The following is a 26,987-nucleotide window of genomic DNA, read 5'->3' as shown; positions in this document are numbered from 1 at the left end:
GCTATTGGTATCCCGCAATTCGATGCCGATAACGAGAAAGGTCGTTCCAGTGGATCCGGTCGGCGACGGCGCGCTTTCGGAAATGCCTGTGGGGATCTACGAGACCTTGCTGACCGATGAGTTGGCCAGCCGGCTGAACGATTCTGAGAGCATGCGGTACGAGACGGCTGACGTTGATGACGGGGAGGAACCGCACCAGCTAACGACCCACCTCACCGGAGTCATCAGGCACGCCTTGGAATCGAAAAAGGGTGCTTCTGATCGCGTAGAGCTGGCTCGAAAACTCATCGCAGTCCTGGGCGATGATTACCTCGCTTCGGCTCCTCAGGCTGAGACGGCCCTGGCGACTCTGACCGAAATCCGTGCTTCGGGTGGACCAGTTTCTGTCCCTTTCCACCGTCCGGAATCGCCACTTTCTGCAGCGGCGCTCCTGACCAACTCGTCCCACGAACCGAGCTTGGGCGCTGAGCTGCGTGCCGAGCTGGACTCCGCCGACCGGGTGGATCTGCTCTGCGCCTTCGTCAAGTGGCATGGCTTGCGCGTCTTGGAAGAACAGCTCGCAGAGCTGAAGCGCCGCCAGGTGCCATTCCGGGTCATCACCACGACCTATGTCGGCGCCACCGAGCGTCGTGCGCTTGACCGTATCGTGCGGGACTTCGGTGGCGAGGTCCACATCAGCTATGAGACGACGTCGACCCGACTCCATGCGAAAGCGTGGATGTTCCACCGCAACAGCGGATTCAGCACGGCCTACGTGGGTTCGTCGAACCTCTCCAAGTCTGCGTTGCTTGATGGCTTGGAATGGAACGTCCGGCTGTCGTCCGTAACTACGCCCGAGCTGATCAGAAAGTTCGAGGCGACCTTCGAGAGCTACTGGCAGGATCCAGCCTTCGAACCGTATGACCCAGAAACGGACGCTGCACGGCTGGACCGGGAAATCAGCAACGGGTCGTTTAGCAGTGAAGGCAAGCCCGTCGATCTGTCTGGCCTCGACGTGCGCCCGTATCCGCACCAGACACTCATCCTTGAGGACCTACAGGCCGAGCGGACAGTCCACGGTCGGCATCGGAATCTAGTTGTTGCCGCTACGGGCACCGGCAAGACCGTGGTGGCTGGCTTGGACTACAGAAACCTCGTCACCGAGCACAAGAAGGATCTGCGGCTGCTGTTTGTCGCCCATCGCAAAGAGATTCTCGAACAGGCCATGAGCACCTATCGAAACATTCTGGGTGACGGGTCTTTCGGTGAACTTTTCGTCGACGGCCAACGTCCGATCCGGTGGAACCACGTCTTCGCAAGCGTCCAGTCACTGGCTTCAATGGGTCTCGACTCGATCGGACCAGACCACTTCGATGTTGTCGTGATCGATGAGTTCCATCATGCCGAAGCGGCGACGTATCGACGGATCTTGGAACACTTCCAGCCCGCGGAGTTGCTGGGCCTTACTGCGACACCGGAGCGGTCCGACGGCGTCAACGTCAAGGCATTCTTCGACAACCGGATCGCGTCAGAGTTGAGGCTGTGGGACGCACTAGACTCCGACATCCTGGTCCCATTCCACTACTTCGGGGTGGCCGATGAAGTGGACGTGTCCGGCATCTCTTGGCGTGCGGGAAAGTACGACATCGGGGAGCTGGAGAACCTCTATACCGGCAACGAGGCCCGCGCCAGACTGGTCGCCAAACAACTGGTGGACAAGTCTTCTTCTCTCGACGACGTCAAAGCCTTAGGTTTCTGCGTTTCGGTCAGACATGCCCAGTTCATGGCCGAACGGTTCAACATCGCAAACATCCCGTCAGCTGTCGTTACTGGGGAGACGCCACGTGAGGCACGCCGTGCGTCCCTCGAAGCCTTACGCAGTGGTGCGATCAAGTGCATCTTCACCGTCGATGTCTTTAATGAAGGTCTGGACATTCCCCAGGTGAACACCGTCCTGTTCCTGCGTCCGACCCAGAGCGCGACGATCTTCCTACAACAACTCGGACGTGGGCTGCGCAGATCCTTTGGCAAGGACGTCCTGACCGTCCTGGACTTCATCGGCATGCAGCGCAAGGAGTTCAGGTTCGACCAGAAGCTCCGCGCCCTCACTGGATCCGGGCGCAAGCGACTGATCGACGACGTTGAGAACGACTTCCCATTTCTCCCGGCCGGCTCCCAGATCGTTTTGGATGCCGTGGCCAAGGACGTTGTGATCAACAACGTCAAGGGCCAGATCGCCATGAACGCGAATCAGCTGGCCCAGGACATCCGAGAGCACGCAGGTGAGCGGTCCATCTGGGAGTTCCGCCTGAATCAGTACTTGGATGAGGCAGGCCGGAGCCTGTCTGATGTGTACCGGGCAGGAAAGAGCGGGCGCTCGTGGACGACCCTGAAGATGCGCGCTGACCGTGCCGAGCCCAAGGCTGAATGGCCGCCAGTCGAGCTACATCAAGTCCTTCGTGCATCATCGCTGATCCATGTTGACGACCAGGAGCGTGCCGAGACGTACTTGCGCTTGCTACAAGAAGACGTTGCGATGGATTCTCTGACTGTTCGGGAACGTCAGTTCGCCGAGATGCTCTACTTCACAGCGATCTACGAGAAGGGCCGGTTCGAATCCCTTGACGACGCTTATCGTTGGGTTCGGACGCAGTCAAAGTTCGTCCGGGAGGTTCAGGAGGTTTTTGAACACACCCTCTCGGCGACGCGAACGAACCCCAGTGAGACGGCCCTAGGTCGTGCGACTCCGCTTCTTGCTCATGCGCACTACCGGCGCGAGGAAATCCTGCCAGCGCTCGGGATCCGTACTTTCGAAAAGTCACCTGACATGGCCCACGTGTCCGGAGTCGCATGGTCTGAAGAATTTTCGACGGACGCGCTGCTCATCAACCTGAAGAAGTCAGAGCGCGACTTCTCGCCCACCACGATGTACCGCGACTACGCTATCAGCCGCGACCTGTTCCACTGGGAAAGCCAGAACAGCACCCGGGCATCGTCAGTCGCGGGCAGTCGCTACGTGACCAAGCTGACGAATGGTACGAACACGATGCTGTTCGTTCGTGAGGCCCCCAACAATGAGATCGGCACTGCGCCATTCGTCTGCCTCGGAACTGCGGATCTGGACTCGTGGCAAGGCGAGCGCCCAATGCAGATAACTTGGAAACTGCACCGCGACATGCCAGTCGAGGTACTCCGAACCGCCGGTGCGGTCGCCTGACCATGGGGACGGAATCGGCGGCAAAGGCATTGGCAGGGGGAAGCAAGTCAAGATCGAGACGGGAGCGACTGAACCGCTTTGGTTGCTGGGATCAGTCAACCTTGATGTGCCGAGGACGCCGACGCGCCCACCACAATTCCCGCGCCGTTCCTGTGCTGGTCACCGCATGATCCGTTCCGTCTCTTAGGTTTCTCGGTATCCCCGCCACGCCACGTGGCCCACCACACCTGGAGCGTCCATCATGCGTCTATCCCTCCCCGCCACCGGCGCCCTTGCCGCCGCAGCCCTCGCCCTGACCGGGTCGATCGCTGGCGTTTCTGCACCCGCCGCCCAACCGGCGAAGGAGGCGCCCGGCGTCGAGGCCCAGCAGCGGACCGGAGGGAACCAGAAGCTGACCCCGGAAGCGGAGCTGTTCCAGGCCACCACCCGGTCCACTGCGTGGGAGCTGGTGGAGAAGCTGTCCCTGGACTTCGAGACCTACCACCCGCAGGGCATGACCGTGGTGGGGGAGCGGATCTACCTCTCCAGCGTGGAGATCATCGAACCCACGGTGAAGTACGAGGAGCCGGTCGACGGCATGGACCGGACGGCCGGCGTCGGGAAGGGGCACGTCTTCGTACTGACCCGTGAGGGCGAGCTGATCAAGGACATCGAGCTGGGGGAGGGGGACGTGTACCACCCGGGCGGCGTGGACTTCGATGGCGAGAAGCTCTGGGTCCCGGTGGCCGAGTACCGTCCGGACAGCGCCTCGATCGTTTACACCATCGACCCCGAGACCCTTGAGGTCACCGAGCAGTTCCGGCACGACGACCACATCGGCGGCGTGGTCCGCGATCAGCAGACCGGCCAGATCCACGGGGTCAGCTGGGGCTCGCGCGACTTCTTCGCCTGGAACCAGCACGGGAAGCTCAAGGACGAGACCCTGAACCCGAGCCACTTCTTCGACTACCAGGACTGCGACTACTCCGGCGGCCGGACCCAGCTCTGTTACGGCATCACGAACCTCAGCAACGACGCCGGCCAGTCATTCGAGCTCGGCGGCATCGCCCTGACCGACCTGCGCACCCACGAGATCCTCCACGAGGTGCCCGTCCCCATGGTCTCCACGGCCGGCCACACGATCACCCGCAACCCAGCCGCACTCGAGGCCGAAGGCGATGTCCTGCGGCTCTTCGCCGCCCCGGACGACGGCGAAGAGGTCGCCGGGACCGAGCTGTTTGTCTACGAGGCGGCGCCCCTGAGTCTCTGGCCTTGAACGCCCGGCCCCGGCACCCACGGTGCCGGGGCCGTTCTCGCCTCCGGCAGGTGCGAGCTTCTGACCGCCCGTCTGGCCCGTAATGACGAGCCCGTGGCCGGCAGGAGGAAGGCAAGGTGACCCGCTGTTCGATGGCGACATGGCAGGAAGCGTTGCACTTGGTGACCTGCCCTACACTGGCCCGTGGACACGGGGTGCGCCGGCTGGCGCTGAGATAACACCCGTGGAACCTGATCTAGCTCGTACTAGCGAAGGGATGTCCGCGTGACTTCTTCTTGCCCTACCCAGCATTCCTCTGTTCCCCGCGTGCTCTCGATCGCCGGGACCGATCCGAGCGGAGGTGCCGGCACCGCCGCGGACCTCAAGTCGATCACGGCGGCCGGCGGCTACGGCATGAGCGTGGTGACCACCCTCGTCGCCCAGAACACCCACGGCGTGCGGGACCTCCACGTCCCACCCACCGACTTCCTCACCGCACAACTCAACGCCGTCAGCGATGACGTCACCCTGGATGCCGTGAAGACCGGCATGCTCGGCACCGTGGACATCATCGCCACCGTCACCGCCTGGCTGGACGAGAACCCACCGAACTTCCTCGTGGTGGACCCCGTCATGGTCGCCACCAGCGGGCACCGCCTCCTGCAGCCCGAGGCCGAGCAGGCCATGGTCTCCTTCTGCCGCCGCGCCACCGTGGTCACCCCGAACATCGATGAGCTTGCCGTCCTCACCGGCCAGCCCCGCGCGGCCACCGAGGACCAGGCCCTCGAGCAGGCCGCCGCCTGGTCGGCCGAGACCGGCGTGGCCGTCGTAGTCAAGACCGGCCACCTGGACGGCACCCGGGTCACCAACACTTGGGTCGGCCCGGACGGCACCCGTATCCCTGCGCCCTCCACCCGCGTGGACACCACCAGCACCCACGGGACCGGCTGCTCCCTGTCCTCCGCCCTGGCCACCCGCCTCGGCCGCGGGGACACCCCGGAGGCCGCCTTGACCTGGGCCACCGGGTGGCTGCACGAGGCCATTCTCCACGGTGCCGCCCTGCAGGTCGGCTCCGGGCACGGGCCTGTGGACCACGCCCACCGGTCCCGCCGGTTGCAGGCCGCCGGCTCGGCCAACCCCTGGTTGAGGCACGACGCCGTCCCCGCAGTTCTCGAGGCACCGCAGGACCTGGGTGCCCCGAGGGATCCCCGGGCCCAACGGAACCGGACGCTCATGACCGAGGCGCCGGCCGCCGTCGCGCAGGCCGTGGCTGCCACCGTTGCGCCCGCCGGCCCCTGGACCGCCGCGCTGTGGGAGGCCGGCGCGGAGACCACGGCTGCCATCGGCGCCTCGGCCTTCGTCCGCGCCCTGGTGGACGGCAGCCTGTCCGAGGCCGACTTCACGTTCTACCTGGCCCAGGACGCGCTCTACCTGAACCGCTACGCCCGCTCCCTGGCCGCCCTCGCCGCGCGCTCCTCCAGCACCGAGTCGCAACTGTTCTGGTCCCAGGCCTCCACCGGCGCCATCACCGAGGAGGCCGAACTGCATAGGTCGTGGATGGCCACTCGGCCCGAGGCCGCCCGCACCGCCGCCAGCCCGGTGACCAGCGTCTACACCGACTTCCTGCTCGCCACCACGCTTGGCGAGGACCGGGCCGTGGGGGCGGCTGCGGTGCTGCCGTGTTTCTGGCTCTACGCACAAGTAGGCGGCGGGATCCCGGACATCCCGGCGGGCCATCCCTATGCCGCCTGGCTGGACACCTACCGGGACCCCGGCTTCGTCACCGCGGTGCAGGGCGCCCTGGAGCAGGTGGAGCTCGAACTCGCCGACGCCAGTCCATCCGTGCGGGCCGCCGCAGCGCGGGCCTACTTGACCGCCTGTCGGCACGAGCTCGAGTTCTTCGAACAGGCCACGCGGCTCGAGCCGGAGGCGCCAACACCGGCACAGGCCTCACAGCACGCAGCCTCCGTGGCGGCCCTGGCCGGAGCAACCCGATGACCGCCGCCGCCCAGGGACTCTCAAACGGCCTCACCCCACAACGGTCCCCACAACATCCCCCGCAGCAGTCCGGCGTCGCGGCAATGCCGCCCGAAGGCAAGGCCGCCCTGCGCGCCGGAGTGGTGGGCAACTGGATCGACAACATCCACGTCTTCCTGCCCGTGACCGCCCTGGCACCGGCCATGCTCGTGCTCGCCGGCCCGGCCGCCACCGCGTCCACGGGGGCGCTGATCATCGTGGCGATGCTCTTCGGCCGGCCGGTCGGCGGGATCGTGTTCGGGCGGATCTCCGACCGTCTGGGGCGCACCCGCACCACCCGCATCGCGATCGCCGGGACCGCCGTCTGCGCGCTGGCCATCGCCGCCATGCCCACCCACGAGTTGCTCGGTGCCGGGACGGTGGCATTGATCCTGGCGTTGCGGTTCCTCGGCGGCATCTTCGTGGCCGGCGAGTACTCCGCTGCCATCCCGCTGGCCATGGAATGGTCCACCGGGAAGCGCCGCGGTCTCATGAGCGGGCTGATCCTGTCGATGGCCCCGTGGGCGCAGGCCACCATCGCGTTCTCGGTGGCCGGACTGCTCGCGCTGATCGGCCCGGAGCACTACGCCGCCTGGGGCTGGCGCCTGCTGTTCGTCCTCGGTGCGGCCCTCTCCCTCGGCATGTTCGTGTACTACCGTCGCCAGGTGGCCGACGCCCCCGTGTTCCACCGCTCCCGGGACGCCGCAGCCAACTCCTCCGCCGCCCCCAACGCGACCAGCACCTCCGGCGAGCCGGCCGCGGCAGGCGGGCGGCCGGCGTCGGGCCTGGGATCGCTGCTCACCGGCCGGTGGGCGAAGGCCTTCTGGCAGGTCTTCCTGCTCATGACCGGGCTCTGGCTACTGACCTACAGCACGGTGCTGCTGCTGACCGAGCGCCTGAGCACGGACTCGGCGCTGGATCCGGCGGCCGTCCCGGTGGTCATCGGCCTGGCCTCGGTGGCCCAGGCGATCGTGATGGCCGTGGCCGGTCACCTCTCCACGTTCACCGGCCGGCGCCGGCTGTTCGTGCTTTGGGGCCTGGTGGCGGCCCTGGCCGGGCCGGTGGTGTGGTGGCTCGCCGTCACCACCTCCGCCTTCCTGCTGGCCGCCGTGTTCGCCGCGGTGCTGCAGGTCATCACGGTCTCCGCCTACGGGCCGGTGTCGGCCTACCTCTCCGAGCGCTTCCCCACCGAGGTCCGCTCCACCGGCTACGGCATGGGCTACAGCCTGTCCCTGGTGGTGCCGGCGCTCTACCCGTTCTACCTGCCGTTGATCGAACCGGCGCTGGGCCGTCACGGCTCGGTCATGGTGCTCGTCGGCCTCGGGGGGCTGCTGCTGGCCCTCGGCGGCGCGCTCGGGCCCCGGCTCGCCCCGAGGGACCTGGTGGATGATCTGGACGCCGTGGCCGCGGGGGTGGTCCGGTGACCGGCCCGGCACCCGGGCGCGCGCAGAGCGATCCGGACCTGGCCGCCGTCGCGCCGGTGATCCGTGCGGCGCGCGAGCGTGCGCCGTTGGTGCACTGCCTCACCGCCACCGTCTCCATGGGGATCGTGGCGGACGGGCTGCTCGCCGCCGGCGCCCGCCCCATGATGACCGAGACCCTGGCCGAGGCCCCCGTGGTGACCACCGTGGCCGACGCGCTCGCGGTCAACCTCGGCACCCTGAGCACGGACGCGATGGACGGGATCCCCGCCACCGTGGCCGCCGCCGTGCGCGACGGCCGCCCCTGGGTGCTCGACCCCACCGCGATCGGTCTGGCCCCCGTGCGCACGCCCCTGGCCCGGCGGTTGCTGGACTCTCATCCGGAGGTGGTGCGGGGCAATGCTTCGGAGGTGCTCGCGCTCGTGGGAGCCGGCGCTGGCGGGCGTGGGGCGGACTCGGTGGCTGCGCCGGCGGCGGCCGAGGCCGCGGCCCGTGAGGTGGCGCGCAGGACCGGGGGAGCCGTCGCCGTCTCGGGGGCAACGGACCTGGTGCTCGACGCCGGCCGGCAGGCTTTGGTCGCGCGCGGCACCTCGCTCTTGACCCGGGTCACCGGCACGGGGTGCCTGCTCGGGGCGCTGACCGCGGCGTGCTGCGCGGTGGAGGTGGATCCATTCCGTGCGGCGCTGGCCGCGACCACGTGGCTGGACCTGGCCGGGGAGCTCGCCGCGGAGCGGGCCGCGGGGCCGGGGAGCTTCCGGGTGGAGCTCCTGGACGCGTTGGACGCCGTGGGGCAGATGGTGGAGAACGGGTTGGGGCAGTGAACGCCGGTGCTCGTCAGTCGGGGCCGCTGGACCTGCGCTGCTACCTCGTGACCTCTGGGACCGGGCGGCGCACCGTGGAGGTGGCGGCCGCCGCGGCGGGAGCCGGGGCCGGCGTCGTGCAGGTGCGGGCCAAGGGCGCGACCGCGACCGAGCTGCTCGAGCTGACGTGTGCCGTGGCCGAGGCCGTGCGCGCCGCGAACCCGACCGCGCGGGTGCTGGTGGATGACCGGGCCGACGTGGCTTGGGCGGCGCGGTCGCGGGGCGCCGCGGTGCATGGGGTACACCTGGGGCAGGACGACCTGCCCGTGGCGGACGCGCGGGAACTGCTGGGGCCGGACGCGATCATCGGGCTGACCACCGGCACCCTGGAGTTGGTCCGCGCGGCGGAGGAGCTGCGCGGGGCGCTCGACTACATCGGCGCCGGGCCGTTCCGGCTGACCCCGACGAAGGATTCCGGGCGGCCACCGCTGGGGGTGTCTGGTTACGGTCCGCTGGTGGCGGCGACGAGGCTGCCGGTCGTCGCGATCGGGGACGTCACCGTCGCGGATGCCGCCGCGCTCGCGGGGACGGGCGTGGCCGGCGTCGTGATGGTCCGGGCGCTGATGGAGGCGGCGGATCCGGGGGCTGTGGTGCGGGAGGTCCTGACGGGGTTCTCGGGTCCTTGAGTTCAGAGTCGTCATCATGATTCGACGGCCAGCATCCAACCCCGCGTTTTGAGGGCAGAAGTTGCAGGTAGTTCTGCCCCAGCCCAGCCCAGCCCAGCACAGATCAGTCAGAGGCAGCGCCCACCGGTTATCACGTCCCCGGGCGGAGCTACCTTCGGGGGACCGCGTTCGGATCGGACCGACCGGACCCTCGCCGAGCCACACCGAAGGAAGGCCCTCCATGACCGTCCCACCAGAACTCCCGGACCACGCCACCCTGATGGGGATGCGGCGGGAGGGACGAACACTGTTGGAGATCGCCGACGCCCTCGACGTGACCCCCTCCGAGGTCTGGCGCCAGCTGACCGACGGTGCGCAGGGCGCGCAGCAGGACACGCAGGCCTCCGCCGGGAGCGCTGCCGGAGATCCTCGCTCCGTCGAGGAGATGACCGGGTGGGACATCGACGCCCGTCACCGGAACACCGGGGCCATGCGGAGGTTGATGACGTTCAACCGGATGCAGCAATGCCTTGAGGTGAAGGAGTCGCACCGCCGGGATCTGCTGGACTGGGTCCAGGGGATGAACGGTGTCGGCGTGGTCCTCGACTACCATCCCGAGGCCTCGCCGAACGATGCCTGCCGGACCGGTGGGTTCTACTTCCGCAGGAGGGAGGCGGGGGACGAGTACTTCTTCCGCCGGCATGGTTAGGCGCCTTGCGGTCTCGATACACTCCACCCATGTCTCCGCAGACCTTCATCCCTGCCGACTTCGATCCGCCGGTCCTGCTGGTCACTGACCGATTCCGCCTGGAACCGCTGGGCCCGCAGCACAATGAGGCCGACCTGGCGGCGTGGATGTCCAGCGTGGAGCACATCCGGTCCACGCCCGGATACCCGGACGGCAACTGGCCGCCACCGGAGGGGTATCCGCTGGAGCGGAACCTCGAGGACCTGAACCGGCACGCCGCCGACTTCGAGGCCCGCAGGGGATTCACCTTCACGGTGCTGAGCCCCGGCGAAGGGGACGTGATCGGCTGCGTCTACCTCTACCCGCCCGAGAAGGAGGGGTACGACGTCACCGTCCAGTCCTGGGTGCGGGCCAGCCACGCCGGCCTGGACGGTCCCCTGGCCGACGCGCTCGTGGAGTGGATCGCCGAGGACTGGCCCTGGGAGCGGCTGGACCGCTGCGGGCGGTGAGGACGGCCGCAGCGGCACTCCGCTGCTGCTGGAGCTAGGCCGGCTGGGATGCCTCCACGCTGGCCCGGCGGCGATACAGGGGGCAGACCGGGATGGCGTAGCGGCACAGCAGCGCGCCGACCACGGCGGCTGAGCCCACCACGCCCACGATCGGTCCGGCAGGCGACGGCAGTTCCTGGACGAGCACGAAGACGCCCATCGCCAGGACGAAGAACCCGAAGCCCTCACGCAGCGCGTTCTCGGGGATGATCCCGGTGAGCTTCGCGCCGATCAGCGAACCGGCGATCGCGGCGGCGGTCACCCCGGCCACGAGCCCCCAGTCCAACTGGACGCTCGTCAGGTAGCCACCCAGCCCGGCGAAGGACTTCATGGAGATGACCACCAGGGAGGTCCCGACGGCGGCCGGCATGGACAGTCCGCCCAGCAGCACCAGCGCGGGCACCACCAGGAACCCACCGCCGGCACCCACGAGACCGGTCACCAGGCCCACGACGAGCCCCTCGATGACGACCTTGACGACGGGCAGCCTCGTGGCCTCATCCGCACCGGCGGCGACCGAGTCCTTGCGGCCGCGGATCATGGCTGCCGCGGTGGCGACCATCATCAGCGCGAAGGCGATCATCAGGAGGGTGCCCGGGACGTGCCCGCCGAGCAGGCCGCCGCCGAAAGCGCCGGCCATGCTGGCACCACCGAAGACCAGGCCGGTGCGCCATTTCACCCGGGCCCTGCGGGCGTGGGAGACGACACTGACGATCGAGGTGGTGCCCACCACGAACAGCGAGGCGGCGATCGCCTCCCGGGCAGGCAGACCCGCCACGTAGGTCAGGATCGGGACGGTGAGGATCGACCCCCCGCCGCCCAGCAGGCCGAGGGAGACCCCGATCAGCACCGAGAGCGCGAGGGTGACGATGAGCGTGGCCGTCACGGCAGTTGTTGGATCGCGGACCGGGAGGTGGGCTCGGATGCGGTCTTGTTCCACGGCATCCTCGACAGGACATTGCCCATGGCGCACGTGTTGGTGGCGGCGGAGAACGTCAGTCCGGCGCCGATGGCGCCGGCCACCACGCTGACCTTGGGGGAGATGAGCCTGCCGCCCAGCATCCCGGCCAGCACGAGGGAACCTGCGGCCATGCGGACCTGGCGCTCCAGGGACCAGCGCCCGGCGCCGCGGACGACGTCACCGCCGGCAGCCTCGAAGGCCGGCACACCGCCAGTGAGGACCATCGCGTTCTCCAGGCCGGCGGTGTTCAGCCGCGTGCGGGCCTGTCCTGCGCGGACACCGGACTGGCAGACCAGCACCACGTGGCGGTCCAGGCGCTCGGCCACCTCATCGGCGTGCTCCGACAGCAGCGGCAACGGGACGTTGTAGGAGCCTTTGATGTGCATGCCCTCGAACTCCGCGGCGGAGCGGACGTCCAGCACGATCAGGTCATCGTGGCCCTCCATCCGCTCGCGCAGGGTGTGGGGGTCGATGTCGGTCAGGGCGGGGGCCGTGAGGGTCAAGGGGAATCCCTTCCGTTCGGTGGATATGTCTCCACGAGTCTGACAGATACCCCCACGGGTATGCAACACACCCCCGGGGGTATAGAATGGCGGTCGACGCCGATTCCCCTGACCCCTAAGGAAATCCCATGGAACTCAATCCCACCGAACTCAAGCCCACCATCAACCGCCTCAAACGAGCCCAGGGGCAGCTGGCCGCGGTGACGCGGATGCTGGAGGAGGGGCGGGACTGCAAGGACGTGGTCACCCAACTCGCCGCCGTCTCCAAGGCGCTGGACCGGGCCGGCTTCGCCATCATTGCCACCGGCCTGGAGCAGTGCCTGACCAAGGAGGACGGCTCTATGGACAAGGCTGACATGGAGAAGCTTTTCCTCTCCCTGGCCTGACCCTCCGAGTCCCCGGATCGACGCCAAGGGCGCCCCGCGACAGCGGGGCGCCCTTTCTCTGTTTTGTCACCGTCTGGTCATCGCGCTGACCCGCGAGGGGTCAGGCGGTCGCCGGCTCCTGAGTCTCCGCGGAGGTCTCCGGCTGGACGCCGTTACGTCCGGCCCACGCCGACCAGGAGTTGTAGCTGCCGTCGAGCTCCACGACCTCATGCCCGGCCCGGCGCAGGGTGCTGGCGGCCACCGAGTTGCGCACCCCGGACTGGCAGTAGGTCACGATGGTTCCCTCGGCGGGTAGCTGGTCCTGGTGCCACAGGACGCGGCCGGCGTTCAACTGGCGCGAGCCGGGGATGTGGCCGTCGGTGTGCTCGGTCTTGTTGCGCACGTCCAGGATCAGCGCGGCGTCGAAGTCCTCGAGCTGCTCCGGCTGGATGACCCGGGGTGTGGTGGTCGGCAGGCCCTCGAGGCCTGTGACGTAGCCCTTGACCTGGTCGATGCCCACGCGCACCAGGTGGTCCCAGAACTCCTGGGCCTGCTCCTGATCCTGCGCCAGCAGCACCAGCGGGCGGTCATCCGCCTCCGGGTCGTAGGCCCAGCCGCCGTAGGTGGCCATCTTGTCCTGGTTGGGGATGCTGATCGAACCGGTCACGGTCCCGGCATGGACCTCGTCCACCGGGCGGGTATCCACGAAGGTGATCCGATCCTGCTCCAGGTCGCGGGCGACGTCCTCGAGGGACAGCTCCTGAAGTGGCGCGCGATCACCCATCACGGCCGGGCCATCGCGGTTCTCGCGCTTCATGCGGCCGAAATAGGCATGGGCGTCCGGCTGGCCCTCCAGCAGTTCGTCGATGAACCCCTGTTCGTCGTCCTCGGCGAGATACTTGCCCCACCAGGAGTACAGGCGCTCGTAGCCGACGGTGGAGGATGGGATGGCACCCAGGGCCTTGCCGCAGGCCGAGCCCGCGCCGTGGGCCGGGTGCACCTGGACGTGATCCGGCAGTGTCAGGAACCTCTCCTTCAGGCTGCGGAACAGGTCCTTTGCGCCGTCGAAGCGCGTGTCAACCCCTCCGGCGGCCTCGTCCAGCAGGTCCGGGCGGCCCAGGTCCCCGGCGAAGACGAAGTCGCCGGTGAGCATGTACCCCGGCGCGTCGCTGAAGGCCCCGTCGGTGACCAGGAAGGACAGGTGCTCGGGCGTGTGGCCCGGGGTGTGCACCGCCTGGATGGTGATGTTGCCGACCGGGATGGACTCGCCGTCGTTCAACAGGTTGGCCTCGAACCCGTAGGACCAGTCCGGGCCGCCCTCGCCGGAGACGTAGAGCTCGGCGCCGGTCTTCGCGGCCAGCTCGCGCGTGCCGGAGAGGTAGTCGGCATGGATATGGGTCTCGGTGACCACCGTGATGGTCATGCCGTGCTTGGCGGCGAGCTCCAGGTAAGGGGTGAGGTCGCGGCGGGCATCCACTACGACAGCCGTCCCGTTGGCCTGGCAGCCGATGAAGTAGCTGGCCTGGGCGAGGTCCTCGTCATAGATCCGTTCAAGCAGCATAGGGTCTCCTCCGATGGGTTCAAGATACCCCCACGGGTATCTGTTGCTGGCTCGACCCTAATACGACGGGGGGTATCACGCAAGGTCATGTACGATGGTCGACAAATACCCCCATGGGTATAGAGCAATGGAGTCGGAGGGTCGATGTCGGCCACTGCGGACCATGAGACCGAACCATCAAGGAGTGCAAAATGTGCCAGGCGGCAACGTGCAGGAAATGCGGCAAGACCACCTGGGCCGGCTGCGGCAACCATGTGGACCAGGTGATGCGGAACGTCCCGGTGGCCAATCGGTGCTCGTGCGATCAGAAGGCCTCTGCCGGAGTGGGTGGCGGCGCATCGTCGGACACCGGCTCCGGCTGGCTGGGCCGACTCTTCGGACGCTGAGTCTCCCGTGGCGGACGCCAGACCTCCTGCCTATGCCTGTTCCCTGAGGCGCTCCACCTGCCGTTGCAACGTCCGGTTGCGGGCCTCGAGCTCCAGGACCAGGCGGATGCCGGCCAGATTCAGGCCCTCGGACAGTAGTTCGCCGATGCGGCGGAGCACGGTGACGTCCCGGGTGCTGTAGAGGCGGGTGCCGCCGGCCGTGCGGTCCGGTTCCAGTAGGCCGCGACTCTCGTATTGGCGGAGGTTCTGCTGCCCCATGCCCACCATTTTCGCTGTCACCGAGATGCTGTAGACGCCCTCGCTGTCCTTCTGTGCCGCCACTCCGACCCTCCTCGGTCCGTCCATGAATTCACCCTCGAACCGCCCTTGCGCGATCTGCGTTCCTGGGTTATATAAATATGTGCCAGCCAGTTGAGATCTTCCCCACTGGCCAGCATAGGTGAAACCGACCATCTGTGAGGAGTGAGCAATCATGCTGATGCGTACCGATCCCTTCCGCGACCTTGACCGACTCGCCGAGCAGGTGCTGGGCACCCGGTCCCGGCCGGCGGCCATGCCCCTGGAGGCCTGGCGCGACGGAGACCAGTTCATCATCGCGTTCGACTTGCCCGGCGTCGAGGCGGACTCGATCGACCTCGGCATCGAGGGTAACGCGCTGACCGTCCGGGCCGAGCGGAAGCAGCAGGCCCCCGAGGGTGCGGAGATGCTGGCGGCCGAGCAGCCGAGGGGCCTCTTCAGTCGCCAGGTCATCCTCGGTGAGCGGCTGGACACCAGCGCGATCTCGGCGGGTTACGAGGCGGGCGTCCTGACCGTGCGGATCCCCGTTGCGGAGCACGCCAAGCCACGGCGCATCCAGGTGGAGTCCACCGGCGAGCAGAAGCAGCTCGTGGAGTCCGCCGCCTAGGGACATCGAGTGCCCAGTGTCATCGAGGCGGGGCTCCGGATGCCGTTCCGGGGCCCCGCCCGGGCCTCAGCCCCGAGTTCCCGGGAGTCTGGGTGCCCGTGACCGTGACGAGGTACCGGAGTCGAGGAGACCGGCATGAGTTCATGGCGACCGTACAACCATTCCCTGTTGCCCGCCTTCCACGAGCGGTTCGAGGAACGCTGGGGTGAGGGCACCGCCCCGTTCCTCGATCCCGAGGTGCTGGAGCCACCGATGCCCCGCGCGCAGTGGATCAACGCCGACACCGGTGCTGCCGTGGCGGTGGTGCCGATGTGGGCGGACGATTCCGAGCACCGGTCCTTCGGGGTGTTCTACCTGCCCCCGAACGGGGACATCTGGATCCTGCATCCCGGCGTGACGCAGTACACCGAGCCCGCGAGCGGGGTGGACAGGGAGCGGGTGACGTTGCGCAACCAAGCGTTCACCAAAGCCGTCCGCCACGCGGAGGAGTTCATCTTCGGCCTGCGGATCTGAGCGGGCCCGACCTGCTGGCCGCCGAGCAGGCCGTCACCGCGGCGCTCGCCGCCCTGGGGTCGTGAGCACGACGTGCCGATCGCCGCGGCGCGGGAGGCGATCGGGCCGGCGTCGTAGGGGTGGATGCACTGCGCCGGTGCCCGACCATGGACTCCACGTCAGGTGCCGGTGAACAATGAAACCGTGCCTCTCCGAAGGAGACGTGGTCGAGACCCGCTGGGGCGACCACAACGGCGGGGCATCCAACCCCTATCTTCCAAAGCACGTGATGACGATGATCACCGACCACGACGCCTACATCGCCGCGGCGCCGGAGGCCTTCCGGCCCTCGCTGGAGCGGTTGCGCTCGATCCTGGCCCGCACCCTGCCGGACGCCGAGGAGATGGTGGCCTACAACATGCCCGGATTCGCGATCGGGTCGACAGTCGTGGCGAGCTATGCGGCGTTCAGCAGGCAGTGCGGGTTGTATGTCCTCGCCAGCGCGATAGCCGACCATGCCGAGGGGATCGCGGCGGCCGGCCTCAAGGCCACCAAGACCGGCGTCACCTTCACGCCGCGCAGGCCGATCCCGGATGACCTCGTTGAACGGTTGGTGCGGTCATCGCGGCAGGACGCCGGGGCCTGACGGCTCAGGCTCCGTCAGGCTGAAGAGCAGCACAGGGCATCAACATCTAGTTGACAACGGTTTGTTGGTGATGGGACTGTAGGGACCATGGCGCCCGCCCTCCCCGACGAGTTCGCCGAACCGAACGACGCCGACGCCACGCGCCGACGGCTGCTGGATTCCGGTGCCGACGAGCTCCCGCGGTTCCCGTGGCAGCACGCCAAGGCCCCGGTCGATGACCAGACCCTGCTCCGCTATGCGCTGTGGCGCGCGAACGCCTCGGTCGGTGAGGCCGACCACGAGGAACTGCGAGCAGCCCTGCGACTGGTGGAGTCGGCGCGGTCCGACCTCGACGCCCTGGAGGCCGGGTTGCTGCTCGTCGCCCGAGCGGAAGGTCTGACCTGGCCGGACATCGGCCGGCAGCTCGGGGTGGGATCGCCCCAGGCTGCCCAGCAGCGGTTCCAGCGGGTTTCCAGCCGCGCAGAGACTCGTGGCGATGACGATCCGGGCCGGGCGACGGTGCGGCAGGCATGAGCACACCCCCTACCCCGGCCGGCGTGCCCGGCCTTCCCGGCGACACCGGCCCCTCCAGCCCAGAGCTCATCGTCCTCCACGCCGTCCGCCTGGCCGGCTTTGCCGACACGGCTGCCGTCACCGAACGCTCCGTCCTGGACGCGAGCACCATCGAGAGGCACCTCATCGAGCTCGCCCGCGGGGGCCTCGTGGACCGCATGTCCTTCGGCGGAACGGGAGGCTGGATCCTCACGGACGCCGGCACGGGACGGGTCACCGCCCTCTTGGCCGAGGAGCGCGCCAGTGCCGGTGCCCACGCCGTCCTGAAGTCGACGGCCGCCGGCTTCGAGGACCTCAACGGCCGCCTCGTCCGCACCCTGACGCAGTGGCAGCTCGGCACTCCGACGGACCGGGCGGAGCTGCGCGAGGACACCTTGGCCGAGCTCACCGACCTGGCCGACTCCCTGGAGAGCCTCCTCGCCGACCTCATCATCCGGCTGCCACGGTTCGCCCGCTACCCGCGCCAGTTCACCGCCGCCGCGCGGAAGGCGCGCGCGGGCCAGGAGGAGTGGGTGGCCGGCGTCGGGCTCCTGTCCTGCCACACCGTCTGGGCCGAACTCCACCAGGACCTGCTCTCCAGCCTCGGCCGCCGCCGCGGTCACCCGGGCAGCTCGGGCCCGGGTGCGGACGGGAGGTGACCGGGGCCGGCCGAACGCTCTACCTCGTGCGCCACGGGGAGGCCGACGCACTGGGCCAGCTGACCGAGACCGGCCGCGAGCAGTCCCGGCTGATCGGCCGGCGGCTCGCGCGGGTGCCCTTGGACGCGGTCTGGCATTCCCCGCTGCCCCGGGCCGCCGCCAGTGCGTCGATCCTCGCCGGCGAGCTGGGCGCGCAGCCGCCGCGCGTCCTGGTGGATGCGGCGCCCGAGCTCGTGGATCACGTCCCCCATGTTCCGACGCCGGAGGAGCTGTCCCCCTCTGGGACCGGTTTTTTCGACGGCTACGGCCGCGCCGAGGCCCAGGCCGGTCGCCGGTCGGCGGAGGTGCTCGTGGAGCGGTTCGGCCGGGCGAACGCACGGCACCAACGCCCCACGCACGAGGTGCTCGTCACCCACGCCTACCCCAGCGCCTGGCTGGTGCGGGAGGCCCTCGGCGCGCCGCCGGCCCGGTGGCTGTCCCTGGCCGGGATCGCCAACGCCGCCCTGACCGTGATCGAGCACCACGCCGGCGAACCCTCGGGCGTGGTGATGCTCAACGATCTCTCTCACCTGCCCGAGCAGTTGCGGTGGACGGGTTTCGCCGGCGGGCGGCGGCCGTGAGCGCGGTGGACCTCGCCGCGGCCGCGGACGCCGGTGAGTACGGCGGCAAGGCCGCGCCCCTGGCCGCGTTGATCCGCGCCGGGTTCGCCGTGCCGGCCGGCTTCGTCATCCCGGCGTCCACCTACCGGCAGGCGGCGGACACGCTCGGTCTGGACGGCCTCACAGACCCCGCAGAGGCACGACGCCGGCTCCTCACCTCCACGCTGCCCGCTGCAGTTCGCACGGTGGTCCGGGAGGGACTGGGGGAGCTGTTCTCCGGTGGAGTGAAGGGCGCCGTGGCCGTGCGATCCTCCGCGGTGGGCGAGGACGGCGCCGTGGCCTCGGGGGCCGGACAGCACGAGAGTGTCCTGGGCGTGCGGGGTGAGCAGGAGGTGCGCCGGGCGGTCCTGCGGTGCTGGGCCTCCCTGTGGTCAGAGCGGGCTGTGGCCTACCGGTCGCGCGGTGGCGGCGGTGCAGGTGTTGGCGCTGCTGCCGGTGACTCGACGGGCGGGATGGCCGTGCTGGTCCAACGCTTCGTGGCGGCCGAGGTCTCCGGGGTGATGTTCACCGGAGGCGACGCTGAGGCTCCCACGGCGACTCCGGTGCCGACCCTGATCGAGGCGGCCCCGGGCGCGGGCGAGGCCGTGGTGTCCGGGCGGATCACTCCCGAGTCCTGGCGGGTGGACGTCTCGGGCATTCTCGAGCACCGGGCCGGGGTGGAGGGCGAGCGGTGCCTGACCGACGCCCAGGTGCTGCACCTGCATGCCTTCGGACAGCAGGTGTCCACGGTGCTGGGCGGGCCCCGCGACATCGAATGGTCCATCGCCGCCGGTGAGGTCTGGATCCTCCAGGCCCGGCCCGTCACGGCACCGGTGCAGGACCCCGGGAGGGGGCCGGCCGGCGTCGGGCAGGGGTTGAGGGGGGTGCCGGCCAGCGGCAGGAGGGCCACCGGCCGGGCCCGCGTGGTGCGCGCCCCCGGTGATTTCCGCTCCTTCCGACCCGGCGACGTGCTGGTGTGCCGCGAGATGGACCCGGCCTGGACGCCGCTGTTCACGGTTGCCGCTGCGGTCGTGACCGAGACCGGCGGGGTACTTTCCCACGCGGCCATCGTGGCGCGCGAGGTCGGGATCCCCGCCGTGCTCGCGGTGCCGGACGCCTGCGGGGTGCTGGCCGACGGGCCGGAGGTCACGGTGGACGGGGACCGCGGGGCCGTCGCACGACGGATGGAGGACCCGGGTCAAAGGTCCGGCCTGTGACCTCTCATCCGGCCGGGCGGGGCGCCTCCCGCCATGGCTCTGGCTGTGGCCGTGGCAGTGTCGGAGAGGGAAGTCCGCCTACCGCCGCAGGATCTTGCGGGCCAGGAGGTTGCCCATGGCCTGGATCAGCTGGACCACGATCACGATGATCACGAGGGCGGCCCAGGTGACGACCGGGTCGAACTGGCGGTAGCCGTAGGCGACGGCGTAGTTGCCCAGGCCTTCGCCGCCGATGATGCCGGCCACGGCGGACATGTCGATCAGGGCGATGACCGCGAAGGTGTAGCCCAGGATCAGGGGGCCGAAGGCCTCGGGCAGGATCACGGTACGGATGATGCGCCAGGGGCCGGCGCCCATGGCCCGGGCGGCCTCGATCACGCCGGGGTCCACGGCCATCAGGTTCTGCTCCACCAGCCGCGCGATGAAGAAGGTGGCGGCGATCGAGATGCCGAACACCACGGCGTCCGAGCCGATGCCGGTGCCCACTACCTGCCGCGCCAACGGTTGGATGGCGGCGATGAAGATGATGAACGGCACGGGGCGGAACGTGTTGACGATGACGTTCAGGACCCAGAAGATGACCGGTTGCTGCATGATCCCGCCCTTGCGGGTCACGTATAGCGCGGTGCCCACGATGGTCCCGGCGATCCCGCCGAAGACCAGCGAGAGCACCACGATCCACATCATGATGCCGGTCTGCTCCAGCAGTGTCGGCATCAGGTCCACGACCTGCTCGGTGATGCTCATGCGGCCACCTCCTGCACCGTGACGCCCTCGCCGATGGAGGCCAGCGCCGTCTGGACGGCCGCATCCTCACCGCGCACGGCGATGGTCAGCAGCCCGTAGACGCGGCCCTGGATCGAGTCCACGCCGCCATAGACCAGGTTGAAGTCGACGCCGGCCCGGGCCAGCGCGCCGAACACGCGCGCCTCGGAGGCGCCGGAGTCCGTGAACGAAATCGTGAAGAAGCGTCCCTCGTGCTTCGCACGCAACTCCGTGAGCTCGTCACCGGAGGGCAGGTTCCGCACCACGGTGCGCACGAATCGCTGCGCCGTGGCGGTCTGCGGACTCGTGAAGACGTCGTAGGTCTGCCCGGACTCCACCACGCGGCCGCGCTCCATCACGGCCACCTTGGTGGCGATCCGCGCGATGACCTCCATCTCGTGCGTGATGACCACGATCGTCACGCCGAGCTCCCGGTTGACCTTGGCCAACAGGTCCAGGACCTCGTCCGTGGTCTCCGGGTCCAGGGCCGAGGTGGCCTCGTCTGCCAGCAGGATCTCCGGGTTCGCGGCCAGCGCCCGGGCGATACCCACGCGCTGCTGCTGCCCACCGGAGAGCTGCTCAGGATAGTTGTCCGCCTTGTCCGCGAGCCCCACGAAGTCCAGCAGCTCCAGGGCGCGTGCCCTGCGCTTCGCCTTGTCCCAGCCGGCCACCTCGAGGGGGTACTCCACATTGCGGCGCACCGAGCGTGAGTTCAGCAGGTTGAACCGCTGGAAGATCATCCCGATGCCGGTGCGCAGTTCGCGCTGCCGGGCGGCGGAGAGTCGGGTGATGTCCGTGCCGTCGATCTCGATGGACCCGGCCGACGCCGGCTCCAGCGCGTTCACGAGGCGCACCAGGGTCGACTTGCCGGCACCGGAGTACCCGATGATGCCGAACACGTCACCGCGTTCGATCTCGAGGGAGACGCTGTCGACGGCGACCACCGGCTCCCCGCCGCGCTTGGCGGGCGGGTACTGCTTGGTGACGTCTCGCAGGGCGATGTGGGGCATGCGGGGTGGGTGTCCTTCCGTCGGCGCCGACCGGCGGCCGACCGCGCGTGGTGCGCGGCCGGCGTCGTGCCTTATTCTCCGGTGCTGCGAATGGCCTCTTCGGTGTCTGACAAGGAGGTCTGCAGCTCCTCCAGGGTGGTGTCCACGAACACGGCGGTGCCGCCGGCGGACTCCTGGACCCCGGCCTGGACGTCCTCGTTGCTCTGGTAGATCTCCACCATCTTTGCCAGCACCTCGCTGTCCGCGTTCTCCTGGGTGGTGGCGAAGATGTTGATGTACGGGAAGGAGGCCGGATCGGCCGGGTCGTCCTCGAACAGCACGTCCTCGGCGCTCAGGCCGGCGTTGTTGAGGAAGTCGTTGTTGATGACGGCCCCGTCCACGTCCGGCAGGGAGTTCGGGATGGCGGCGGCGTCCAGGGCGGAGACGGTGACCTTGGATTCCTCCTCGATCACGTCCTCCAAGGTGGAGGCCGCGTTGCCGCCGTCCTGCAGGGTGATCAGGCCGGCCGCCTGCAGCACCAGCAGACCGCGGGCCTGGTTCACGGTGTCGTTGGGGACGATCACCTGGCCGCCATCCGGGATCTGCTCCAGGGAGTCATGCTTGGTGGAGTACAGGCCCAGCGGGTAGATGACCGTGGCACCGATGACCTGCAGGTCATCCTCCGCTGCCACGTTGTAGTCCGCCAGGTACTGGATGTGCTGGAACTGGTTGACGTCCAGCTCGCCCTCGGACAGGGCCGGGTTCGGCTGCGTGTATTCGGTGAAGTCCACGATGTCCAGGGCGATGCCCTCGGCCTCCACGGCTTCCTCGTAGGTGGTCCAGTAGGGCTCGGAGGCGCCCACCACCCCGAGCTGGACCGGGTTGTCCTCGCTGCCCAGTTCGGCGTCCGACCCGCCGCCGCCGCAGGCGGACAGGGCCAGCGCGCCGGCGAGGGCCAGGGCGGAGAGGGAGAGTGCGCGGGTACGGATCATGGGTGGGGCTCCTGTTGTCAAGGGGGTGGTGACCGGTTAAGCGTAGTTTTACGCGCGCTCATGCCGTCATACGCCGACATACAGGATAGTTCACGCGGCTGGGAGGCCAGGGCCACGGCGATCCTGCCCGGCCACAGTGATGATCACTGTGGCCGGGCAGGATGGGTGTGGGCGGGCAACCGGTCCGTGACCACTCAGCCCTGGTCCACCACCAATTCCTGGTAGCGGTAGAGCAGGGTGGCGGACTCGGCGCGGGTGATGTGCTGGCCCGGCCGGTAGGAGCCGTCGCTGTAGCCCACGGAGATGCCCTCCGATGCCATCCAGGTGATCGCCTGGTAGTGGGAGTCGGTGGTCTCGACGTCCGAGAACTCGGTGTCCTCCGGACCCTGGTGCTCCGGGTCCACGGCGCGGTAGAGGAAGGTGGCGAACTCCCCGCGCGTCACGGGCCGCTTGGGCTTGAACTCCCCGTCCGCGTAACCGTGGGTGATCTCTGCCCTGGCGGCCCAGCTGATGGGTTCGAAGAACGTCGAGTCCTCGGGGACATCCGGGAACGGGGCGTCAGTGGGCTCCATGAACGACGGGTCCAGGTAGCGGTACAGGAAGGCCAGCGACTCCCCGCGGGAGATGTCCCGGTCCTTGCCGAAGGAACCGTCCGCGTAGCCCTGCGTGATGCCCTGCAGCTGCAGCCATCGGACCGGTGCGTAGTACCGCGAGCCGGGCTCGTTGTCCGTGAAGTCGGCCGGGGGCTGCTCGGTCCGGGCGGTCACGCACTCGAAGGAGGCCGCGTCGTCCGCGGAGCCGGATCCCCGGTACTCGGGCCAGGCCGGGTACTGGCACATCGGCCGGGTCCGGTCGGTGTCCGCGTTGGCGTCGAACGCCGTCAGCGTCCCCGGCGCCTCGCCGTCCTCGACCCATGAGGTGAGCACCCCGAGGCCGTCCCAGGTGGCGTTGAACGGGCCGAAGCCGTGACCCAGGCCCGGCACCTTGTAGTAGCGGGCGCTGTCCGCCAACTCGTCGCCGAGCTGTTCAAGCTGCTGCTCCCAGTAGGCGTCCGAGTTGTGGGGACTGATGAAGTCGTCGGCGGTGCCGTGCGTCATCAGCAGCTTGCCGCCGCGCTCGAAGAAGGGCTCGAGGCTGACATCGGAGACGTCCGTGATGGCGGCGAGCTCCTGGATCCGGTCCTCCCACTCGGTGGGGTCGAACTCCATGGCGTCATAGTCCGGGTCCTGCGTGATGAGGTACTTCACGTTGGTGGCGCCCACGCTGTAGAGCAGGCCTTCGGAACCGGAGAGGGGGTTGGAGGGCTGGGGCTCAGCTCCGAAGGTGGAGCGCTCCCAGAGGGCGCCCTCCAGGATCGGCCACGGCCCGAACTCCGTCTGCCCCGCGATCTCGACGCCGGGGGAGTAGGACGAGGCGATGGTGTCGATGGCCGCCAGTTGTGCAGGCGCCAGGCAGGCGTCCTCCTCGACGGCGCCGGCCTCGCAGCCCAGCAGCTCGGCGACCTTCTCGAGGGTCAGCACGTCGTTGCAGCCGGAGACGTTGGAGATGACCCCGTCCACCACGCCGTCCAGCTCCACGGTGTCGCATACCTCGTAGACGGTGTCCGTCAGCAACTTGGTGTCCGCGGGGCTGAGCCAGGCGGCGCCGTCCTCGGCGTAGACGGCCTTTCCGGCGTTGAGCGAGGCCAGGTGCAGCATCATGACGTTGTAGGCCGGGTAGTTGGCCACCACGCCCTCGTAGTCGTCCGGGTACCGGGCCGCGGCGTCCAGGGCCTCGTGCCCGCCCTGCGAGCCGCCGATGAAGTAGGCGTGGTCCGGGGCCTGCCCGTAGTGGGTCTCGGCGAGGACCTCGGAGACGTCGTGGGCCTTCTTGATGGACCACAGCCCGTAGTCCTTGAGGGACTCCTCGTTCAGCGCGAAGGTGGCGTCGAAGCCGGCGCTGGACTCGTGACCGCCGTCCGAGCCGAGGGTCACGTACCCCTGCGCCAGCGGCGTCGCGAGGTCGTGCGGCTGCAGGTTGTGGCGGCCGGTGCCGGTGATCAGGGTCCCGTTGAACGCGCCACCGCCGTACTGCAGCGAATCGCCGTTCCACTCCGCCGGGAGGTTCACCTGGAACGTCACCCCCGGCGCCTCCGGGTCCACCGGCAGGGTCTTGCCGATGACCTTGCAGTACGAGCCGTCGGTCTCATCCGTGACCTGTTCGGCGGTGCTGACCACGGCGCCGGAGGTCGGCACCCCGATCTTCCCCGCGCCGATCTCCAGACCGGCCAGGTCGGCGCAGTCCGTCCCCGTGAGTCCGCCGGCCGTTGCCGTGAGGACGGCGGGCCCGACGCCGGCCACTCCGGGCGTCTGCCCCGGCCCGGCTGCCTGGGCCGGTCCCGTGAGCCCCGCCGTCAGCAGTGATGCCGCCGCGAGTGTGCCGGCCCATCGGAGGGCGGCCTTCGTGAATCCTGACATGCTGAATCCTCCCGAGGTGCGGGATCCAGCGCTGACGTCCGGCGGTGCTGTGGGTGGTGCCCCGCCCTCGGCTGGCTGCAGAGCCCAACGAGTGATGCGCGGTCAGCAGCTGAGAGTTGAACCGGGTGTGGGGTGGACCAGGGTGGTGGGTGCCGACCGTCTACCGCCATATCTTTGAGCGGGCGTGATCGAAGTGTCAAGGGTCACAGCGCGTCCAGGCAGCGCGCCCCGGCGGTCCCTACCGACGTCCCTCGCCCCGCACCGGGATCACCGCGGCGATCCCGGCCGCCACCAGGGCCGCGCCGGCCCCGCACAGCAACGCCACCAGGAAACCGGTGTGCGTGGGCACCGGCACGCCGCCCACCTGCTGGGTCATCGCCCCGAGCAGGGCACCGATGACGGCGGCAGAGGTGGTGGTGCCGAGGGAGCGCATCAGCGCGTTGAGGCCGTTGGCGGAGGCCTTCTCCGTGGCCGGCACCGCGCTCATGATGAGGGCGGGCATGGCCCCGTAGGCGAAGCCGATGCCGCAGCCGACCACGGCCACCGCACCGCACAGCAGCACCAGGGTCCACAGGATCATGGTGCCGTCGGCCGGCCCCGGGGCACGGTTTCCGAGGGTGGCCAGCACCAGGGCGGTGGCCCCGTAGCCGGCGGCGATGACCGCGCCGGCCAGCGTCAGAGTCGTCTTCGGGCCCCGGCGGTAGCTGATCCGGGCACCCATGCCGGAGACTGCCATCATCCCCAGGCCCATCGGCGCCATCCACAGCCCCATCTGGATCATGGTCTGACCGAGCCCATGGCCGAGGTCTACGGGCAGCTGCATGACCTGCGGGATGATCAGGTTCATCGCGTACATCGTGAAACCGAAGAGGATCGTGGTGAGGTTGGTCAGCAGCACGACGGGCCGGATGCTGGTCCGCAGGTCCACCAGCGGCGCCGGACGGCGCCACTCGTAGGCGCCCCAGGCCACCAGCACTGCGGCGGCCGCCCAAAGGCTGCTCACGGTCAGGACACTGCCCCACCCCCATTCGGCGCCCTTCGAGATGCCCAGCAGCAGGGCCGTCAGCCCGATGGCCAGCCCGATGGTGCCGACCACGTCGAAGCCGGCCGGTTTCCGGGCCCTGCCGGCCTTCCCGCCCGAATCGGCCCGGCCCGCTGTCTCGACCCGGGCTGCGGGGCGGAGCGCGGGGATGACCACCACGATGGCGACGGCCGTGGCCACGGCGATGGCCGCCGTCGCCCAGAAGAGCACGCGCCAACTGGCGAACTGGGCGATCGCCGCCGCCATCGGGATGCCCAGGGCGCCGCCGATGCCCATGGACGAGCTCATCAGGGCGATGGCCGAGCCGGCCTTCTTCGGGGGCAGCACGTCGTGGATCAGGGAGATGCCCAGCGGGATCATGCCGGTGCCCAGGCCCTGGAGGCCGCGGCCGAGGATCATCACCGGAACGTCCGTGGCGAGGGCGCAGACCACGGAGCCGAGGATGAACGGGGAGACGGCCACCAGCATCATCCGCTTCTTGCCGTACAGGTCGGCCAGCCGGCCCATCACGGGCGTGCTCACCGCACCGACGAGCAGCGTCACGGTGATGACCCAGGAGGCCGTGGCCACGTCCGTGCCGAAGATGACGGGCAGCTCCCCGAGGATCGGGACCACCAGCGTCTGCGCCAGGGACACCACGATGCCCGTCGCGGCGAGGACGGCCACGAGCAGCCGGGGGCTCACGGTCGGGGCGGCCGCCGCCGGTGCGGCAGCGGCCGGTGAGGCGGCCGGGGGCGGCGAGGCGGGGGCAGTGCTGGACTGCGACTCTGAGGGTGGCACCTGTGCATGCTACCCAGCGGTGCCCGGCCCGGGGACCGGACGTTCCTGGCCCGGATGCGTTGTGCGGGCAGAAGTTGTGGTGCGAGCCGGGGCTCGTCAGGCCGTGGACCAGACAGCCAGCTCGTTGCCGCCCGGGTCCGTGAAGTGGAACCGCCGGCCACCGGGGAAGTCGTAGGGCTCGCGGGTGACCCGCCCACCGGCCGAGCGCACCGCGGCGACGGTGGCCTCGAGGTCCTCGGAATAGAGGATCACCAGCGGCGTGCCGGATCCCGCCGTGGCGTGCGGGGTGAGACCGCCGGCCTCACCGTCTCCGTCCGGGGAGCGGATCCCGGCGTAGTCCGGGCCGTAGTCGTTGAAGGACCAGCCGAACGCCTCGCGGTAGAAGGCCGTGGACGTCTCCAGGTCCGGCGCGGCGAGCTCGACGTAGTCGATCGCGTGGTGTGTGGGTGCCATGGGGGAATGGTAGGGGCGGCCGGGCGCCGGGGCGAGGGGCCGGCGTCGGGCCGGATGACCGTGCCGTGCGCCACAATGG

27 protein-coding genes and 1 riboswitch are annotated in these 26,987 nt (G+C 69.2%); of the genes, 17 read left to right on the top strand and 10 right to left on the bottom strand.

What is annotated here, in order from left to right:
- Positions 1-82 precede the first annotated feature (82 nt).
- The 8 genes from AB0K08_RS07620 to AB0K08_RS07585 all read left to right on the top strand — a co-directional run bounded on the left by AB0K08_RS07620 (position 83) and on the right by AB0K08_RS07585 (position 10,529).
- Positions 83-3,196, top strand: a complete 3,114-nt coding sequence (locus AB0K08_RS07620; RefSeq protein WP_363353122.1) for a DUF3427 domain-containing protein — start codon at positions 83-85, stop codon at positions 3,194-3,196.
- 241 nt (positions 3,197-3,437) lie between these two features.
- On the top strand, positions 3,438-4,451 hold the full coding sequence (locus tag AB0K08_RS07615; RefSeq protein ID WP_363353018.1) for a DUF6454 family protein: 1,014 nt from the start codon (positions 3,438-3,440) through the stop codon (positions 4,449-4,451).
- Between the two features lie 180 nt (positions 4,452-4,631).
- Positions 4,632-4,725: riboswitch (TPP riboswitch) on the top strand.
- Complete coding sequence (locus tag AB0K08_RS07610) at positions 4,716-6,428, top strand: bifunctional hydroxymethylpyrimidine kinase/phosphomethylpyrimidine kinase (protein WP_363353016.1); 1,713 nt, start codon at positions 4,716-4,718, stop codon at positions 6,426-6,428. (Overlaps the previous riboswitch by 10 nt.)
- Positions 6,425-7,870, top strand: a complete 1,446-nt coding sequence (locus AB0K08_RS07605; protein ID WP_363353014.1) for an MFS transporter — start codon at positions 6,425-6,427, stop codon at positions 7,868-7,870. The genes AB0K08_RS07610 and AB0K08_RS07605 overlap by 4 nt, the downstream gene beginning before the upstream one ends.
- Positions 7,867-8,688, top strand: a complete 822-nt coding sequence (gene thiM, locus AB0K08_RS07600) for a hydroxyethylthiazole kinase (protein WP_363353012.1) — start codon at positions 7,867-7,869, stop codon at positions 8,686-8,688. Before AB0K08_RS07605 ends, thiM begins: the two co-directional genes overlap by 4 nt.
- A complete protein-coding gene (locus AB0K08_RS07595) occupies positions 8,685-9,353 on the top strand; it encodes a thiamine phosphate synthase (RefSeq protein WP_363353010.1) in 669 nt (222 codons plus the stop codon). The genes thiM and AB0K08_RS07595 overlap by 4 nt, the downstream gene beginning before the upstream one ends.
- Before the next feature lie 220 nt (positions 9,354-9,573).
- A complete protein-coding gene (locus AB0K08_RS07590) occupies positions 9,574-10,041 on the top strand; it encodes a hypothetical protein (protein ID WP_363353008.1) in 468 nt (155 codons plus the stop codon).
- 29 nt (positions 10,042-10,070) lie between these two features.
- The gene (locus AB0K08_RS07585) at positions 10,071-10,529 is read left to right on the top strand and encodes an N-acetyltransferase (protein ID WP_363353006.1); all 459 of its coding nucleotides are present in this window, start codon (positions 10,071-10,073) and stop codon (positions 10,527-10,529) included.
- 34 nt (positions 10,530-10,563) lie between these two features.
- Here the strand turns inward: AB0K08_RS07585 and AB0K08_RS07580 are convergent, their stop codons facing one another.
- Positions 10,564-11,454, bottom strand: coding sequence for a sulfite exporter TauE/SafE family protein (locus AB0K08_RS07580; RefSeq protein WP_363353004.1), 891 nt, complete (start codon positions 11,452-11,454; stop codon positions 10,564-10,566).
- Entirely contained in the window at positions 11,451-11,975 is a 525-nt protein-coding gene (locus AB0K08_RS07575; RefSeq protein WP_363353120.1) for a rhodanese-like domain-containing protein, read from the bottom strand. The genes AB0K08_RS07580 and AB0K08_RS07575 overlap by 4 nt, the downstream gene beginning before the upstream one ends.
- 185 nt (positions 11,976-12,160) lie before the next feature.
- Here AB0K08_RS07575 and AB0K08_RS07570 point away from each other — a divergent pair, with 185 nt between their 5' ends.
- Positions 12,161-12,418, top strand: coding sequence for a metal-sensitive transcriptional regulator (locus tag AB0K08_RS07570; RefSeq protein ID WP_363353002.1), 258 nt, complete (start codon positions 12,161-12,163; stop codon positions 12,416-12,418).
- A gap of 100 nt (positions 12,419-12,518) precedes the next feature.
- Here AB0K08_RS07570 and AB0K08_RS07565 read toward each other — a convergent pair whose 3' ends face one another.
- Positions 12,519-13,958, bottom strand: coding sequence for an MBL fold metallo-hydrolase (locus AB0K08_RS07565; protein ID WP_363353000.1), 1,440 nt, complete (start codon positions 13,956-13,958; stop codon positions 12,519-12,521).
- Positions 13,959-14,149: 191 nt separating this feature from the next.
- On the opposite strand from AB0K08_RS07565, the gene AB0K08_RS07560 reads away from it, so the two are divergent.
- Positions 14,150-14,344 (top strand): hypothetical protein, encoded by a 195-nt coding sequence (locus AB0K08_RS07560; protein WP_363352997.1) that lies wholly within the window; start codon positions 14,150-14,152, stop codon positions 14,342-14,344.
- A gap of 30 nt (positions 14,345-14,374) precedes the next feature.
- On the opposite strand, the gene AB0K08_RS07555 is transcribed toward AB0K08_RS07560, so the two are convergent.
- Positions 14,375-14,665 carry a MerR family transcriptional regulator gene (locus AB0K08_RS07555; protein ID WP_363352995.1) on the bottom strand — a complete coding sequence of 97 codons (291 nt, stop codon included), beginning with the start codon at positions 14,663-14,665 and terminating at the stop codon, positions 14,375-14,377.
- Positions 14,666-14,816: 151 nt separating this feature from the next.
- On the opposite strand from AB0K08_RS07555, the gene AB0K08_RS07550 reads away from it, so the two are divergent.
- The 7 genes from AB0K08_RS07550 to AB0K08_RS07520 all read left to right on the top strand — a co-directional run bounded on the left by AB0K08_RS07550 (position 14,817) and on the right by AB0K08_RS07520 (position 19,431).
- On the top strand, positions 14,817-15,248 hold the full coding sequence (locus AB0K08_RS07550; RefSeq protein WP_363352993.1) for an Hsp20/alpha crystallin family protein: 432 nt from the start codon (positions 14,817-14,819) through the stop codon (positions 15,246-15,248).
- 135 nt (positions 15,249-15,383) lie between these two features.
- A complete protein-coding gene (locus AB0K08_RS07545) occupies positions 15,384-15,761 on the top strand; it encodes a hypothetical protein (RefSeq protein WP_363352992.1) in 378 nt (125 codons plus the stop codon).
- A gap of 202 nt (positions 15,762-15,963) precedes the next feature.
- The gene (locus tag AB0K08_RS07540; protein WP_363352990.1) at positions 15,964-16,386 is read left to right on the top strand and encodes a DUF1801 domain-containing protein; all 423 of its coding nucleotides are present in this window, start codon (positions 15,964-15,966) and stop codon (positions 16,384-16,386) included.
- An 87-nt stretch (positions 16,387-16,473) separates the two neighbouring features.
- Positions 16,474-16,899, top strand: a complete 426-nt coding sequence (locus tag AB0K08_RS07535) for a hypothetical protein (RefSeq protein WP_363352988.1) — start codon at positions 16,474-16,476, stop codon at positions 16,897-16,899.
- On the top strand, positions 16,896-17,576 hold the full coding sequence (locus AB0K08_RS07530) for a transcriptional regulator (protein WP_363352986.1): 681 nt from the start codon (positions 16,896-16,898) through the stop codon (positions 17,574-17,576). The genes AB0K08_RS07535 and AB0K08_RS07530 overlap by 4 nt, the downstream gene beginning before the upstream one ends.
- Positions 17,573-18,196, top strand: coding sequence for a histidine phosphatase family protein (locus AB0K08_RS07525; protein ID WP_363352985.1), 624 nt, complete (start codon positions 17,573-17,575; stop codon positions 18,194-18,196). Before AB0K08_RS07530 ends, AB0K08_RS07525 begins: the two co-directional genes overlap by 4 nt.
- On the top strand, positions 18,193-19,431 hold the full coding sequence (locus AB0K08_RS07520; protein WP_363352983.1) for a PEP/pyruvate-binding domain-containing protein: 1,239 nt from the start codon (positions 18,193-18,195) through the stop codon (positions 19,429-19,431). The genes AB0K08_RS07525 and AB0K08_RS07520 overlap by 4 nt, the downstream gene beginning before the upstream one ends.
- 78 nt (positions 19,432-19,509) lie before the next feature.
- On the opposite strand, the gene AB0K08_RS07515 is transcribed toward AB0K08_RS07520, so the two are convergent.
- From AB0K08_RS07515 to AB0K08_RS07490, 6 genes are all read right to left on the bottom strand, one after another.
- Entirely contained in the window at positions 19,510-20,178 is a 669-nt protein-coding gene (locus tag AB0K08_RS07515; protein WP_363352981.1) for a methionine ABC transporter permease, read from the bottom strand.
- Complete coding sequence (locus AB0K08_RS07510) at positions 20,175-21,206, bottom strand: methionine ABC transporter ATP-binding protein (RefSeq protein WP_363352979.1); 1,032 nt, start codon at positions 21,204-21,206, stop codon at positions 20,175-20,177. Before AB0K08_RS07510 ends, AB0K08_RS07515 begins: the two co-directional genes overlap by 4 nt.
- Positions 21,207-21,277: 71 nt before the next feature.
- A complete protein-coding gene (locus tag AB0K08_RS07505) occupies positions 21,278-22,177 on the bottom strand; it encodes a MetQ/NlpA family ABC transporter substrate-binding protein (RefSeq protein WP_363352977.1) in 900 nt (299 codons plus the stop codon).
- Positions 22,178-22,371: 194 nt separating this feature from the next.
- Positions 22,372-24,633 carry a tannase/feruloyl esterase family alpha/beta hydrolase gene (locus AB0K08_RS07500; protein ID WP_363352975.1) on the bottom strand — a complete coding sequence of 754 codons (2,262 nt, stop codon included), beginning with the start codon at positions 24,631-24,633 and terminating at the stop codon, positions 22,372-22,374.
- A 238-nt stretch (positions 24,634-24,871) separates the two neighbouring features.
- Complete coding sequence (locus AB0K08_RS07495) at positions 24,872-26,455, bottom strand: MFS transporter (RefSeq protein WP_363352973.1); 1,584 nt, start codon at positions 26,453-26,455, stop codon at positions 24,872-24,874.
- Between the two features lie 96 nt (positions 26,456-26,551).
- Positions 26,552-26,908, bottom strand: a complete 357-nt coding sequence (locus tag AB0K08_RS07490; protein ID WP_363352971.1) for a VOC family protein — start codon at positions 26,906-26,908, stop codon at positions 26,552-26,554.
- Between the last annotated feature and the right edge of the window lie 79 nt (positions 26,909-26,987).

The sequence above is a fragment of the Citricoccus sp. NPDC055426 genome, assembly GCF_040677445.1.
GTDB lineage: Bacteria > Actinomycetota > Actinomycetes > Actinomycetales > Micrococcaceae > Citricoccus.
This window is presented reverse-complemented; position numbering and strand designations above follow the sequence as displayed.